Here is a 14,767-nt window from a genome sequence, read left to right on the forward strand (position 1 = left end):
CCGGAGGGCAATAGATGAACAATAATTCCGCCCGTAGACGTGCAGGTGTAGTATTAACCACATTGATGAAGATTGTTTTTACTGTCGCATTGACCTATGGCCCGGCCGGTGCCGCTGGCTTGATAGTCAAAAATGTCAGCCGTAAGCCGCTGCGCTGGTTGCTGCTACTGCTGCTGGAACCGATGTTAAAACGCGCCATGACGGCAACTGCGGGCCAATTTGCCAAGGAGAAGCATGAAACGACTGCAAAATGAGATCAGCTCATTGGTTAACCGTGGGATGGATCGCCATCTCCGATTAGCGGTAACCGGCCTAAGCCGCAGCGGTAAAACCGCCTTTATCACTTCTTTGGTGAATCAATTACTTCATATTCACAGCGGTGCGCGTTTGCCGCTGTTTTCTGCTGTGCGTGAAGAGCGGCTACTGGGTGTAAAGCGCGTGCCACAGCATGATCTGGGCATTCAGCGCTTTACCTATGATGAAGGGCTGGCTTCGTTGTACGGCACACCACCGAACTGGCCGACGCCGACACGCGGTGTCAGTGAGATCCGTTTAGCGCTGCGTTTTCGTTCCGGTGATTCGCTGTTACGCCATTTTAAGGAGACCTCGACGCTGTATTTGGAAATTGTCGATTATCCGGGTGAATGGTTGCTTGATTTACCTATGTTGGAGCAGGATTACCTAAGCTGGTCGCGCCAAATGGCGGGCTTGTTACAGGGGGATCGTGCCGAATGGGCCAAGCCCTGGCTGACACTGTGCCAACAGTGTGATCCACTGGCACACGCTGATGAAAATCAGCTGGCGGCGATTGCGCAAGCCTATACCGATTATCTGATTCGCTGTAAGAGTGAAGGGTTGCACTTTATTCAGCCGGGGCGCTTTGTGCTGCCCGGAGACATGGCGGGTGCGCCCGCGTTGCAGTTTTTCCCGTGGCCAGATGTGAATGGAGCTGGCGAATCGCGGCTAGCTCAGGCGGATAAGCACTCTAATCTGGGCATGTTGCGCACCCGTTTTAACTATTACTGCAACTCGGTGGTGAAAGGTTTTTACAAAGAGCACTTTGTCCGTTTTGATCGACAAATTGTGTTGGTCGATTGCCTGCAACCTCTGAACAGCGGGCCACAGGCGTTTAATGATATGCGTTTGGCGCTCACACAATTAATGCAGAGTTTCCATTATGGAAAGCGCACGCTATTTCGTCGCCTATTCTCGCCGTGTATCGATAAGCTGATGTTTGCTGCCACCAAAGCAGATCATGTCACGGCAGATCAGCACGCGAATCTGGTCTCGTTGCTACAGCAACTGGTGCAGGAGGCGTGGCAAAATGCTGCTTTTGAAGGGATCAGCATGGATTGTGTCGGCCTGGCCTCGGTACAGGCCACTGAAAGCGGGATTGTCGATCATCATGGGCAAAAAATACCGGCATTGCGCGGTAATCGCCTGATTGATGGTACGCCGCTGACGGTCTTTCCCGGCGATGTGCCCGCCCGTTTGCCGGGGCCAGCATTCTGGCAGCAGCAGGGGTTCCATTTTGATGAGTTCCGCCCGCAAGCGGTGAATGTCGATAGCCCATTACCCCATATTCGGCTGGATGCAGTGATGGAGTTCTTATTGGGAGATAAATTGCGATGAGCGAGCCTTTAAAACCACGGATCGATTTTGAGCAGCCCTTGCAGCCACTGGATGAGCCAATATTAAAAGCGGCGCAGGCTTTTGATCCACAAACTGCGGAGAACTTCTATCCTGCGGCACCGGAGTTGGATGCTGAAGATGAAGAGGGGCGAGTGGAGGGGTTGGTCAATGCGGCGCTGAAACCAAGACGCAGCTTGTGGCGAAAAATGGTGACCGCCGGTTTGGCGCTGTTTGGTGTTAGTGTGATTGCCCAGTCAGTGCAGTGGGTCAATCAGGCATGGCAACAGCAAGATTGGATAGCACTGGGGGCCACTACTGCGGGTGGTATGATTGTGCTGGCGGGTGTCGGTTCGGTGCTGACCGAGTGGCGGCGCTTATATCGTCTACGCCAACGGGCGGAAGAGCGCGATATTGCGCGCGAACTTTTGGTCAGTCACGGTATCGGCCAGGGGCGGGCTTTTTGTGAAAAGCTGGCACGTCAGGCGGGGCTGGATCAAGGGCATCCGGCACTCCAGCGCTGGCAAGCTTCGCTACATGAAACCCATAACGATCGGGAAGTGGTTGAGTTATATGCCAAATTAGTACAACCAGCGCTGGATAATCAGGCGCGGGCGGAGATCAGCCGCTATGCTGCCGAATCGGCGCTTATGATTGCCGTCAGCCCATTGGCGCTGGTGGACATGGCGTTTATCGCCTGGCGTAATATTCGACTGATCAATCGTATTGCTGCTCTGTATGGCATTGAGTTGGGGTATTTCAGCCGCATTCGCTTATTCCGCTTGGTGCTGCTAAATATTGCCTTTGCCGGTGCCTCTGAGCTGGTGCGGGAAGTCGGCATGGATTGGTTATCGCAGGATCTGGCTGCGCGGTTATCAGCCCGTGCAGCGCAAGGGATTGGTGCCGGTTTACTGACTGCTCGGTTGGGTATCAAAGCTATGGAACTGTGCCGCCCCTTGCCGTGGATGGCGGGAGATAAACCTAAGTTAGGTGATTTCCGCCGCCAGTTGATTAGCCAGCTGAAAAATACGCTGCCGAAAAAAGATAAATCTAACCAATAGTGGCACGCCACTGATCCGCAGCAATAACTATTTCAGCCGTGGATCAAAGGAGAACGACAGGGGTTTGACGCTGTTCAGACAGAGCTGAAACTCTTTGTGGTGTGGATTGACCAACATATTGTTTTCTGAAGGCACCAGTGTGGAGGGAACCAGTAATCCAACTGAGGATGCTGATCCCAGCCACTCGGTGCCCAGATCCATGGTGGAGGCCGGTGCGGGATCGCTGCGCCAGTCAGTGGGCCAATCCGGCCGCTGCAACAGCATGATATGGCTGTCATCAATCTCAATTTGAAATAACTCAAACTCGCTGAGCGTTGAGCTGTCCTGGATATGCACCAGTGTTTCCAGCATGGCTAACGACACACTGCTGGCCAGATAGATAGCCGCGTGCCCTTTATGATTCCAGCGCCCACCATAAATTTCAGCGCCATAACCGGTCCAGGTTGATGCCAGATAACGGCGCATCACGATGCGATAGAGCATCATAAATATCGGCCCATGGGGTTGAAGTTCATTGCGTCATTATCCCTCGATTAAACTTATCCCTGTATCCAGCTGGCCGTGACGTTAGGAAAATACGCCGTGCTCCAACCGCCCAATGAGGTCACAAACTTCCAATGCGCCGGTTTCTGTCTCAAGTAAAGAGTCTGGGCTGATATGCCCCAACCCCTTAATTGGTGTTGACATCCAGGTGATGGCCTTGCCCTTATCGCCGCCAAAAAGATCAACTGCCGCATCCATCACGCGGACGAAACGCGCAATTCGCTCACTCTCTTCTGGCGTAAAACGGCCATCATGGGTACGTCTACGCGTCAGGCTACGGCTGGGGATCCCCGTCGCACGTAATATTTCAGCTTTAGGCATCGAGGCCCAAAGGTGAATACTGTCGATAACATCAACAGAGAATCCCAACTTAATGCTGTCAACCAAGACGGTGCCACGGCTGGCGGGCAAACCAATCTCACGCCATAGTGCGCCAGTTTTGCTCGCAGGTGTTGGGTGATATGCTCTCATATAACCTCCTCGGTCATTTGGCTACATCTACTATAGCCAACTGGCCGATATAAAGCAAAGTGTCACCTGATCTTGACGAGGGAAGTTGACGCATTCAGCCATTATATTATTCTGAATTATTAATATAAAAAATAATATGCCGCTATATATGTCGGTGTTAAGGGTTGATGATCTTACCTTAGTGTGCTGAGGGCGTAAAAAAAGAAGCAAAAAGCCGATTCCTGTCAACTTTTGCTGACAGATTGCTTCATCAGTAAGGGGGGACAGGGTATTATCATAGGCAGAATTCCGCACCTGCCATATATAAGGTCGATACTGATGCGCTTGGAAGTTTTTTGCGAAGACCGAATCGGTCTCACCAGAGAGTTACTTGATCTCTTGGTTTTACGCAGCATTGATTTACGGGGGATCGAAATTGATCCAATTGGTCGCATCTATCTGAATTTCTCTCAACTGGATTTCAGCGTATTTAGCGCATTAATGATGGATATACGCCGCATTGATGGCGTAACTGATGTCCGCACCGTCTCCTTTATGCCATCAGAGCGAGAGCACCGCTCACTGCGCGCACTGCTTGAATCGATGCCTGAGCCGGTCTTCTCTATCGATTTAAAAGGTAATCTTGAGCTAGCCAACCCGGCGGCCCGTGATCTATTCTCCCTCAATGAGGAGAAAATTCGCCACAAAACTGCGGGCAGCCTGCTGGGTGGCTATAACTTTGCCCGCTGGTTTGAGGGGGGCGAAACTGCACCTCATACCGAACGTGTGTTGATCAATAATCAAGATTATCTGATGGAGATCACTCCTATCCAGCTCGAAGACGAAAATCAGCAAAATCAAACCGTTGGCGCGGTGGTGATGCTAAAATCTACCGCCCGCATGGGGCAGCAACTGCAAATCTTATCGGTCAACGACGATACTGAATTTAAACAGATCGTGGCGACCAGCACTAAAATGCGTCAGGTGCTTGAGCAAGCTCGCAAGTTAGCCATGCTGGATGCGCCACTGTTGTTGGTGGGTGATACCGGCACGGGGAAGGATCTCTTGGCGCGGGCCTGTCATCTGCGAAGTCCACGCGGAAAAATGCCTTTCCTCGGGCTTAACTGCGCTTCATTGCCAGATGATGTGGTTGAGAGCGAGCTGTTCGGCTATGCCGCAGGGGCTTATCCCAATGCTATTGAAGGTAAAAAAGGCTTCTTTGAGCAGGCCAATGGTGGTTCAGTGCTGCTGGACGAAATCGGCGAAATGTCACCTCGTATGCAGATCAAACTGTTGCGTTTTCTCAATGATGGCACTTTCCGCCGTGTTGGCGAGGAGCATGAGGTGCATGTCGATGTGCGGGTGATTTGCGCCACGCAAAAGAATTTAGTGGAGTTGGTACAGCGTGGTGAATTCCGCGAGGATCTCTACTATCGCCTCAATGTGCTGACAATTACTTTGCCGCCATTACGTGAGCGTCAGGCCGATATCATGCCGCTGACGGCGCTGTTTGTTGCTCGTTTCTCCGATGAACAGGGCGTGCCTCGACCAAAACTGGCCCCTGAGCTCAGCAGTTTCCTGACCAGCTACGGTTGGCCGGGTAACGTGCGGCAACTGAAAAATGCCATCTATCGCGCCTTGACCCAGTTAGAAGGTTCAGAATTGCGGCCGCAAGATATTATTTTGCCGGAATTTGAAGTTGAAGCCGCACTAGGGAGTGAAGTGCTCGATGGTTCGCTTGATGAGATAAGCAAACGGTTCGAACGTTCTGTTCTGACCCGGCTTTATCGCAACTATCCGAGCACGCGGAAACTGGCTAAGCGGCTGGGTGTTTCCCACACCGCGATTGCCAATAAGTTACGCGAATATGGTTTAAGCAGTAAACGGCCGGTGAGTGATGAGAGTGAAGACGAGTAAGCAGACAAGTTATCAGTGATAAAATTTTCATAAAAAAACGGCTGAACCCCGAAAGGACAGCCGTTTTGAATCTATACTCCGGTTTGATTCAAACCGAGAATTGTCGACTTATTTCAGTGCTGCCAGTGCGGCATCATAGTTTGGTTCAGTAGTGATTTCGTTAACCAACTCACTGTAGATCACGTTGTCCTGTCCATCCAGAACCACCACAGCACGTGCAGTCAAACCAGCCAATGGGCCTTCAGTAATAGCCACACCGTAAGCTTGTTTGAAGTCAGCGCCACGTAAAGTTGACAGTGTAGTCACGTTGCTCAGACCTTCTGCACCGCAAAAACGTGATTGGGCAAATGGCAAGTCTGAGGAGATGCAAAGAACTACAGTGTTCTCAAGTTCGCCTGCCAGTTGATTGAATTTACGTACCGATGCCGCACAAACACCAGTATCAATACTTGGGAAGATATTCAGGACTTTACGTTTGCCAACGAAGTTGCTCAAGGCCACGTCAGATAAATCTTTCGCTACCAAAGTAAAGTCTTTCGCTTTATCGCCCACTTGCGGCAATTGACCGGCGACGGTCACTGGATTGCCTTGAAAATGTACGGTTTGTGTCATTGTTTGCTCCCTTTTACAGATGTGTAACACGAAGTTCAGTTTAAGGTAACAATGGCAGCTTGGATATGAGAAATTTGCCAAATACCGGAGATTTTGTTTAGGTTAGATTCTAACGTCGGGTGCCAAAGTCCGAATACTGCCAAGGAGCCATAATTGAGAACAATGCGTTTCTACCCTGAGGCCTGGCCTCTACACTCTGCGTTTGTTATTTCCCGTGGTAGCCGTACAGAGGCGAAAGTGGTGGTGGTCGAAATTGAAGAAAATGGCATCCTGGCGTTTGGCGAATGTACGCCATATCCCCATTATGGCGAAAGTGAATCTTCGGTGATGGCCCAGCTTGCCTTGGTCGTAAGCGCCATAGAAGAGGGGGGGGCACGAGGCGCGTTACAGCAACTTTTACCCGCTGGGGCGGCAAGGAACGCGGTGGATTGTGCGCTATGGCAACTGGAGTGTTTGCAGCATCAGCAAAGTTTATGGCACATGAGCCAGATATCGCCAGTCGCTCATATTGCAATGGCCCAGACGGTGAGCATTGGTGCGCCAGAAACCATGGCGTATAGTGCCAGCGCATTGGCGCGACAGGGTGCCAATCTACTGAAAATCAAGCTTGATGACCATCTTATTGCCGAGCGATTAGTGGCGATCCGCAGTGCTGCGCCTGAAGTGACGTTAATCGTCGATGCTAATGAGTCTTGGCACCCTGAGGGTTTGGCGGCCCGTTGCCAGCTACTGGCTGATTTAGGCGTCGCCATGCTTGAGCAGCCATTGCCTGCGCGTCAGGACGATTGTTTGCAGAATTTTATTCATCCGTTGCCCATTTGCGCTGATGAGAGTTGCCACACGCGAGCTGACTTAGCCGGTCTGGTTGGTCGCTATGATATGGTCAATATTAAGCTGGATAAAAGTGGTGGACTCACTGAGGCATTGCTGTTGGCCGAGCAGGCGAAATCACTGGGATTCGCCATTATGCTCGGCTGCATGTTGTGCACTTCCCGCGCCATTCGAGCCGCATTACCTTTGGCTCCGGGTGCTCGCTTTGTTGATTTGGACGGCCCCACTTGGTTGGCGCAGGATGTTGAGGGTGGGCTGCGCTTCTCAACCGGGGCGATTGATCTATCGACTTAATCAGTTAGCGTCAATAAATCAATCAATGCCGCCAGATAGCACTCACTGGCGGCATCAGCAGAGATTGGCGGTAATTCTGCGGTGATACAAGGTAAATGGCGATCTGCGCACCAACTGCCAAAGGAGCCGGGTGTGGCGTAACCCACACTGGTGACCAGCGGCAAGTTAAAATTAGCCGCCAGCCGTGCACCCAGCGCAGAGCTATCAGGATCCTCAATGCAGGCCAGCGGTTCATGGAATGAAACTACCCAACGCGGTGCCAACTGAGTAATTAATTCACATAAAGCCTGGGTTTCCGGCTCAGATCCCGCCTGTTCGCCTGCCGATAACAGTACATCTCGCGCATCAGCCACACTGTTCCAGCGATAGACCGTCTCTCCTGACTGCCAGTTTTCGGCGGGGAAATTACGATTAAGATCAACCCCATTGGCATTCGCCCGTAGCCCCAATTGGCAACCATCTGGATTGACTGCCAACACCACGTGGTGGCGCTGCTGTTCCGGTGAGATAGTGCGCAGCGCACAGGAGAGAGCAACAATGGCGGCGCTCTCATCCCCATGGGTTCCGGCGATAATCAGCCCAGGATTTACCGATAAGTGGGAGGCGGGGAAATAGTGCAGCGGTGCACCCAGCAGAGATTTGCCATAGGGCTGGCCTAAGTTGACCAGATTTCCGCGCGCTGAGCGAGGCCGATGTTGACTCATAATACTCCCTGTTATCGCGAAAACATAAATATTACCGTTAAACATAGCATCTAACATTATTACTTTGAATCAATAAGATAAGTTATTTTTTTGATAGACAAAATAGAGATTAAACAAAAACAGGGGCGAAATTCAATTACTGATTACGGTGTTGAGGGCTGGCGATATTCCACATTGTCATTGAATGCACTATTTTTTATTTTCCCATCGTCACTCAGGCATTTAATCTGCTAGTTTATGTTTATTCGGCTTTTTTTGTTTTCGCTAACAAAGAACAATTTGCTGACAAATAACAACAACTCGCTGACATGGAACAACAACGAAAAGGTTATCAATTATGCGCTATTTCCGTTATGCATTGTGTGCCGCATGGGTTGGCTCAGCATTGGGCACGGCAAGTGCCGCTGATCTCCCCGCTGGCACGGTACTGGCTGAGAAACAAGAAATTGTTCGTCACCTTAAAGATGAACCGGCATCCCTTGATCCGATGAAAGCCGTAGGGCTAATAGAGGCACAGGTTGACCGGGACCTGTTCGAAGGGCTGGTTAACCAGAATGCGCAGGGTGAAGTTATTCCAGGTGTCGCCACCAACTGGCAAACCACCGATAATCAAACTTACATCTTTACGTTACGTAAAGATGCGAAATGGTCTAATGGCGATCCGGTGACGGCGCAAGACTTTGTCTATAGCTGGCGTCGTTTAGTTGCCCCTAAAAGTTTATCTCCTTTTGCCTGGTTTGCTGAGCTGGCCGGCGTAGAAAATGCCCAACAAATCATTGCCGGAAAAATGCCACCAGAAAGTTTGGGGGTGAGTGCCGTTAATGATCATACTTTAAAAGTTAAGCTCATTCGGCCGGTGCCTTATTTCCCCAGTTTGACGGCTAATTTTAGCTTATTCCCAGTGCCACAAGCCATTGTTGAAAAGTACGGCAGTGACTGGACGAAAGTCGGTAATCTGGTCGGAAACGGCGCATTTAAATTGCAAGACCGCGTGGTCAATGAGAAATTAGTTTTGGTGCCGAATGAACACTATTGGGACCACGCTCATACTGTCTTGACTAAAGTGACCTTTATTCCAATCAATCAGGAAGCGAATGCCACTAAACGTTATCAGGCAGGGGATATCGATATTACCGAGTCTTTTCCGAAGAATTTATATCAGAAACTGTTAAAAGATATTCCGGGTCAGGTTTATACGCCGGATCAGCTCGGCACCTATTATTACGCCTTTAATACCCAGCGTGCGCCGACCAATGATGTTCGGGTACGCAAAGCATTATCTTATGCCATTGATCGTAAGATTATTGCTGAAAAGGTATTGGGCACGGGTGAGAAACCAGCTTATCGCTTTACCCCTGATGTTACCGCCAATTATCACCCGGTGGCGAATGTCTTGCAGCAACAAGATCAAGATGAGTTGGATGCGCAAGCCAAGGCACTGCTCCATGCTGCGGGTTATGGCCCGGATAAACCGCTTAAATTATCATTGTTGTACAATACATCTGACAACAATCAGAAATTAGCCATTGCCATTGCTTCGATGTGGAAGAAAACATTGGGTGTGGATGTGCGGATGATTAACCAGGAGTGGAAAACCTACATTGATAGTCGCAATACCGGTAATTTTGATGTAGTACGTGCATCATGGGTGGGCGACTACAATGAACCATCGACCTTCCTGTCGCTACTGACCTCGATGCACAGTGGGAATATTGCCAAATTTAAGAGTGCGGATTATGACCGCCTGCTAAATGAAGCGGGCCGACAGACGAATCCCAAATTATTAAATGATGATTATAATAAGGCCGAGCAGATTATTGCGGAGCAGGTGCCGATAGCGCCAATATATCAATTCACCAATGGGCGCTTAATTAAGCCATGGGTGAAAGGCTACCCCATTACCAACCCGGAAGATGTCGCATATAGCCACACCCTGTACATTATCAAACACTGAATATCATTTTTTTGATCTGTTGTGATGTGAAAATAAGTAAGCCGCCGGTAATTATCGGCGGTTTTGCATTTTAACTACATTAAATAATCAATAGATGAAATTTATTTTGCAGTTTTATGTTGGGATTGCTTAGGTACAATCGCCGCGATGGAGATCATAAATCCTGTGAGAGACGCTATGATCAAGGGAAAGATAAATGCATCTGAAGATCTCAATGGATTTTGTATATCGAAAAGAATCAAAAAGAAAAATGCGCTGGTTGCAAAAGTCGATGATGCATATAATTCGTTCAGTTTATATTGCAGATTCTCTAATGCGAATGGCGGCGTCTTTTTTGAAAGACAATCCCAAACAATATGAACTGCCATATAAGAGATACAGATGATGCAGTAGAACCTCGTTAGCTCATCGGTGGTTTGCGGCGAGTACCAGTGAGAAGAGAGCTGCCCCAAATCAGGTTACCAAGCCATTTTTCAGATAAATTCCTGCGGTTATTGCGCCCCCCAGAGCGGCAAATGTAAGTGCAAAGGATGCGGTAACAGTTAATGCGGGTACGAAGAAAGATAAGCAACCCGTCATTGCAAACCCCGCGCCTGCGCCACCAATTAATGCTTTCATTAATGTTATGATACTGATTTCCATAATCAATATTCCTTTAACCTATGACTGTTATCCATTGGGGCGAATTGTATATCAAAGTATCTACTCTCTCGTGATCTTTAACATTACATATCCTTAGTCATTGGTTATCCGAGTACATCCCCTTTAAAGATCAGGTAGCTAGCGCTACACTGAGCTAATTGCATGATAAATGCCGAATTGAGGATAGTGTTGTGGATGTAGTCGAAGGGAAAGCACTTCAAGTCTCAGATGCAGTTTATGCCTATCAGTTGGACGGTAAGGGCGGCGTGACATCAATCACTCCTGATGCGCTCGCCACTGCGGAGCAACCTTGCTGGTTGCATCTGGATTACACTCACCCGGCAAGTGCCGACTGGCTGCAAAATACCCCACTGCTGCCGGAGGTGGTGCGTGACGGACTGGCCGGTGAGAGTGTGCGCCCCAAGGTTACCCGCTTAGGCGATGGCACTATGATAACCCTGCGGGGTATCAATTTTAATAATGATGCTCGCCCCGATCAGCTAGTCACTATCCGAGTCTATATGACGGATAAATTGATTGTTTCAACCCGTCATCGCAAAGTTTACTCCATTGATGATGTGCTGAATGATTTGCAAAGTGGCACTGGCCCGACAAACAGTGGCAATTGGCTGGTGGAGATTGTTGATGGCCTGACTGACCATACCAGCGAATTTATTGAAGATTTGCACGATAAAATTATCGATCTTGAAGATGACTTACTGGAACAGAAAATCCCGCAGCGCGGGCAAATGGCCCTGCTACGCAAACAGTTGATTGTCTTGCGTCGCTACATGGCACCCCAGCGGGATGTCTTCTCACGACTCGCCAGTGAACGGCTGCCATGGATGAACGATGATGATCGGCGTCGTATGCAGGAGATCTCAGAGCGCCTGGGGCGTGGTTTAGAGGATTTAGATTCCAGCATCGCGAGGACTGCGGTGCTGTCCGATGAAATTAGTTCATTAATGGCCGATGCAATGAACCGGCGAACTTACACCATGTCGCTACTGGCGATGGTATTTTTACCGACCACCTTTCTAACTGGCCTGTTTGGGGTCAACCTGGGCGGGATCCCTGGTAACACAGACTCTTTTGGTTTCGCGACATTTTGCATGATGTTGGTGGTTTTAGTATTAGGTGTTGCCTGGTGGTTAAAGCACAGTAAATGGCTCTAGATAGCAATGAATAGTGGAGTAAAAGAGTAGGGCAGACAGGGGTTAATCACTGCAAAATTGAGCCATATCAACATTTGAGGGTAATGACTCAGGCATTATCACTTTGCAGGTGAATGCAACGTCAAGCGATGGGCGTTGCGCTCCATATTTGTAATACTTTTATTTTTGAATTACTGCATAGCACATAATTGTTACGATGCCGATGTTGTCTCAACATCGGCATTTTTTTTATGTTTTTTTTAGGTAAAACAGTCGACTGAGTCAAACAATCGAGAGTCGCCTCATCCCAAACACTAAACTGAATGAGGCGATAGTTGCTGGAGTTTACTTAATTTCTACCACGTCGAGGCGTACCAGCGGCTTATTTTCATTCTCTTCGTCACTTTCCGGTTGCCAGCCTACCGGTTGCAGTGGCAACTCTTCGCGATCAAACGCCAGATCACCGCCGTCAACCACCTCGCTGTCGTGCGTAATACCTTTAAAATCAAACAATTTATGGTCATTTAAGTGCGACGGCACCACATTTTGCATGGCGCTAAACATCGTTTCGATGCGACCCGGATACTGTTTATCCCAGTCACGTAACATGTCTTTGATCACCTGACGTTGCAGATTAGGCTGCGAGCCACATAAGTTACAAGGAATAATCGGATACTCTCTTACCACGGCAAACCGCTCAATATCTTTCTCACGGCAGTAGGCCAGTGGGCGAATGACGATATGTTTACCGTCGTCGCTCATCAACTTAGGTGGCATACCTTTCAGCTTCCCGCCATAGAACATATTCAGAAACAGCGTTTGCAAAATATCATCACGATGATGACCCAAAGCTATCTTGGTCGCCCCTAACTCAGTGGCGGTGCGGTACAAAATTCCACGGCGTAGGCGAGAGCAGAGTGAGCAGGTGGTTTTTCCTTCGGGGATAATCTCTTTCACTATCCCGTAGGTATTCTCTTCCACAATCTTATATTCTACGCCCTGTTTATCCAGATAAGCTGGTAGAATATCTTCCGGGAAGCCCGGCTGTTTCTGATCCAGATTAACGGCGATCAAGGTGAAGTTGATTGGTGCGCTTTTTTGCAGGCTTTGCAAAATATCCAGCATGGTATAGCTGTCTTTGCCCCCAGAAAGGCAGACCATTACCCGGTCACCCTCTTCAATCATATTAAAATCAGCAATCGCCTGACCGACATTACGGCGCAAGCGTTTTTGTAATTTGTTCAAATCGTATTGAGTTTTTTGATTAACCACTTGTTTATCTTGCATTTATTCGTGACTCATATTCAGTTAGGGGCATGGCAGGGCATTGTTGCTATGGCATAAGTTTATCATTCAACAAGCATATATATTAGTGTTTTCATCTAGGGCAGCAGTGCTGCGGCTCTTGGCGTTGGCGGCGGGAGCTGCCTTATGGGTATGAAATGGCTCACAAAAGAGGGCGGAATTATTATCGTAACTTGCAACAACTAACTCTTTATGATGTAGCGGATTCAACGGATTGTTATTGTGTCAGAGCAGGCAAAACTTAAAAGAGAATGAACTCTTTTAAGTTTTGCTATTGAACGGACAAAGCAGGGCGTTCATGTCAGAATATGCTGCTTTGGGATATCAAACGTCTCTACCGTAATGAGTTTATTATTGGCGTGTCGACATTGGATAATATTAAGCAGAAACTCAATTATGTTGATCAGGATAATGACGGCAATGGCACCCTGGAGCGCTACCGCAAAAAAAACTTCTATTGGTATCAAAATGTTATTAGCACCAATGGCGAAAATTTATAGTCTCTAACGAGCAATAGTTTTCCGTTACTAAAAAAGCCAGTCAGAGAAAAGCTGACTGACTAACGTGAAAGGTTATGTGAAATTATTTGAATTGATGATTGTCTTAATAATGGCCCCATTTTCAATATCGACATAGTCGGCAACAATAATACCCAAAAACTGCTTGCCTCTATATTTTTTGCAGAACCAAATATTCATTCCATCAATCATGAAATGGCCTTTAGCACCGGAATAGGGCGATAGCAGGCCCGATACGCTGGTGAAGTTAATATATAAGTTTGTGAGATTCTCATTTTTTGCCCTCTTTAATAAGTTTTCGACAAATTTCCTTTTAAAATGTATGCTCAAACCGGTATAGCCCTCATAATCATCTTGGACATAGATATTAAAGCCACCATTTTTAATTGAAAATGTCGCATCATCTTTCCAGGGGGTTGCATTAATACCTATATTGCCTCCATTATAACGCCGAAACAGAACTATCTTACCTCTAACTTCACCAATCATGGGGATATCATTAGCCAAATAAAACTTATTCTTATGAGGCGTAATATAGTGTTTGAATATGACTTCAGCAAAGCTTTTTGTGCTATTCTCTACTGTATGTTCTTGTTTGACAGATAAAATAATAAACTCTGTTGGGTTTTTATGTAAGAAATCAATGCAAGAAATAATAATATCACCAAAGTATTGGTTTAGAAATACAGAACCATGGTGCATGGTCAAAATATTATCAATAAGGCGGCATCGTGCATCCAGGAACCGTATGCCATTATTAAGTTGTGTTTTTATATTCCAGATTTGTGTTTGGGAGAAGCCGCCACCAAAAGTACTGATATGGAATGAGGCGGAATCATGTGTTCCTGGGATGGATATATGACTGAGTGACGTATTATCCCTTAAGCGCGACATCCAATTATTCAAGCCCATAAAACCTCCTTGTGATTAAAAACTAATATATATTCCGACATTAAAAAATGCCATCAAAGCGATGCTTATTTCCTGATACAATAAATATTGAATCAGCGATAACGTACCACCTCACTTAATATTCAGATATTCCAACTTAAGATGATCGAGTCATAAAAATTGTCACTAAAAAAGCCAGTCAGTAAAATGAACTGCACCCCAAATGTTGGACACTCAACAAAGTAAGGTGCAGTTTTTTATG

At 47.8% G+C, this 14,767-nt stretch carries 15 protein-coding genes; 8 read left to right on the forward strand and 7 right to left on the reverse strand.

The features are described 5' to 3' along the window. The first annotated feature begins 14 nt into the window (after positions 1 to 14). The 3 genes from pspD to AACW11_RS19030 are packed head-to-tail and all read left to right on the forward strand — an operon-like array spanning position 15 to position 2,690. Positions 15 to 254 (forward strand): phage shock protein PspD, encoded by a 240-nt coding sequence (gene pspD / locus AACW11_RS19020; RefSeq protein WP_212585176.1) that lies wholly within the window; start codon positions 15 to 17, stop codon positions 252 to 254. After that, entirely contained in the window at positions 235 to 1,632 is a 1,398-nt protein-coding gene (locus tag AACW11_RS19025; protein ID WP_212585177.1) for a YcjX family protein, read from the forward strand. The genes pspD and AACW11_RS19025 overlap by 20 nt, the downstream gene beginning before the upstream one ends. After that, a complete protein-coding gene (locus AACW11_RS19030) occupies positions 1,629 to 2,690 on the forward strand; it encodes a YcjF family protein (protein WP_212585178.1) in 1,062 nt (353 codons plus the stop codon). Before AACW11_RS19025 ends, AACW11_RS19030 begins: the two co-directional genes overlap by 4 nt. Before the next feature lie 27 nt (positions 2,691 to 2,717). Here AACW11_RS19030 and AACW11_RS19035 read toward each other — a convergent pair whose 3' ends face one another. Continuing rightward, positions 2,718 to 3,176, reverse strand: a complete 459-nt coding sequence (locus tag AACW11_RS19035) for an RES family NAD+ phosphorylase (protein WP_212585179.1) — start codon at positions 3,174 to 3,176, stop codon at positions 2,718 to 2,720. Between the two features lie 81 nt (positions 3,177 to 3,257). Continuing rightward, complete coding sequence (xre, locus tag AACW11_RS19040) at positions 3,258 to 3,704, reverse strand: type II toxin-antitoxin system antitoxin Xre (RefSeq protein WP_212585180.1); 447 nt, start codon at positions 3,702 to 3,704, stop codon at positions 3,258 to 3,260. Positions 3,705 to 4,022: 318 nt separating this feature from the next. Between xre and tyrR the strand changes: the two genes are divergently transcribed. Then, positions 4,023 to 5,600, forward strand: coding sequence for a transcriptional regulator TyrR (gene tyrR, locus AACW11_RS19045; protein WP_212585181.1), 1,578 nt, complete (start codon positions 4,023 to 4,025; stop codon positions 5,598 to 5,600). A gap of 108 nt (positions 5,601 to 5,708) precedes the next feature. On the opposite strand, the gene tpx is transcribed toward tyrR, so the two are convergent. Further along, the gene (gene tpx, locus AACW11_RS19050) at positions 5,709 to 6,212 is read right to left on the reverse strand and encodes a thiol peroxidase (RefSeq protein WP_005270467.1); all 504 of its coding nucleotides are present in this window, start codon (positions 6,210 to 6,212) and stop codon (positions 5,709 to 5,711) included. Positions 6,213 to 6,365: 153 nt separating this feature from the next. Between tpx and ycjG the strand changes: the two genes are divergently transcribed. Further along, positions 6,366 to 7,337 carry an L-Ala-D/L-Glu epimerase gene (gene ycjG, locus AACW11_RS19055; RefSeq protein ID WP_212585182.1) on the forward strand — a complete coding sequence of 324 codons (972 nt, stop codon included), beginning with the start codon at positions 6,366 to 6,368 and terminating at the stop codon, positions 7,335 to 7,337. Here ycjG and mpaA read toward each other — a convergent pair. Then, the gene (mpaA, locus tag AACW11_RS19060) at positions 7,334 to 8,041 is read right to left on the reverse strand and encodes a murein tripeptide amidase MpaA (RefSeq protein ID WP_212585183.1); all 708 of its coding nucleotides are present in this window, start codon (positions 8,039 to 8,041) and stop codon (positions 7,334 to 7,336) included. The genes ycjG and mpaA overlap by 4 nt on opposite strands. Positions 8,042 to 8,378: 337 nt before the next feature. On the opposite strand from mpaA, the gene AACW11_RS19065 reads away from it, so the two are divergent. Next, a complete protein-coding gene (locus tag AACW11_RS19065) occupies positions 8,379 to 9,995 on the forward strand; it encodes a peptide ABC transporter substrate-binding protein (protein WP_212585184.1) in 1,617 nt (538 codons plus the stop codon). A 453-nt stretch (positions 9,996 to 10,448) separates the two neighbouring features. Here the strand turns inward: AACW11_RS19065 and AACW11_RS19070 are convergent, their stop codons facing one another. Continuing rightward, a complete protein-coding gene (locus tag AACW11_RS19070; RefSeq protein WP_212585185.1) occupies positions 10,449 to 10,637 on the reverse strand; it encodes a hypothetical protein in 189 nt (62 codons plus the stop codon). A 191-nt stretch (positions 10,638 to 10,828) separates the two neighbouring features. Between AACW11_RS19070 and zntB the strand changes: the two genes are divergently transcribed. Continuing rightward, positions 10,829 to 11,812, forward strand: coding sequence for a zinc transporter ZntB (zntB, locus tag AACW11_RS19075; RefSeq protein WP_212585186.1), 984 nt, complete (start codon positions 10,829 to 10,831; stop codon positions 11,810 to 11,812). Between the two features lie 324 nt (positions 11,813 to 12,136). Here zntB and ttcA read toward each other — a convergent pair whose 3' ends face one another. Beyond that, the gene (gene ttcA, locus AACW11_RS19080; protein WP_212585187.1) at positions 12,137 to 13,078 is read right to left on the reverse strand and encodes a tRNA 2-thiocytidine(32) synthetase TtcA; all 942 of its coding nucleotides are present in this window, start codon (positions 13,076 to 13,078) and stop codon (positions 12,137 to 12,139) included. A gap of 326 nt (positions 13,079 to 13,404) precedes the next feature. Between ttcA and AACW11_RS19085 the strand changes: the two genes are divergently transcribed. Continuing rightward, positions 13,405 to 13,596 (forward strand): hypothetical protein, encoded by a 192-nt coding sequence (locus AACW11_RS19085; RefSeq protein ID WP_249192797.1) that lies wholly within the window; start codon positions 13,405 to 13,407, stop codon positions 13,594 to 13,596. Between the two features lie 72 nt (positions 13,597 to 13,668). Here the strand turns inward: AACW11_RS19085 and AACW11_RS19090 are convergent, their stop codons facing one another. Beyond that, entirely contained in the window at positions 13,669 to 14,526 is an 858-nt protein-coding gene (locus tag AACW11_RS19090) for a phosphatidylinositol-specific phospholipase C (protein WP_212585188.1), read from the reverse strand. Between the last annotated feature and the right edge of the window lie 241 nt (positions 14,527 to 14,767).

The sequence above is a fragment of the Yersinia sp. Marseille-Q3913 genome (assembly GCF_963892745.1).
Taxonomy (GTDB): domain Bacteria; phylum Pseudomonadota; class Gammaproteobacteria; order Enterobacterales; family Enterobacteriaceae; genus Yersinia; species Yersinia bercovieri.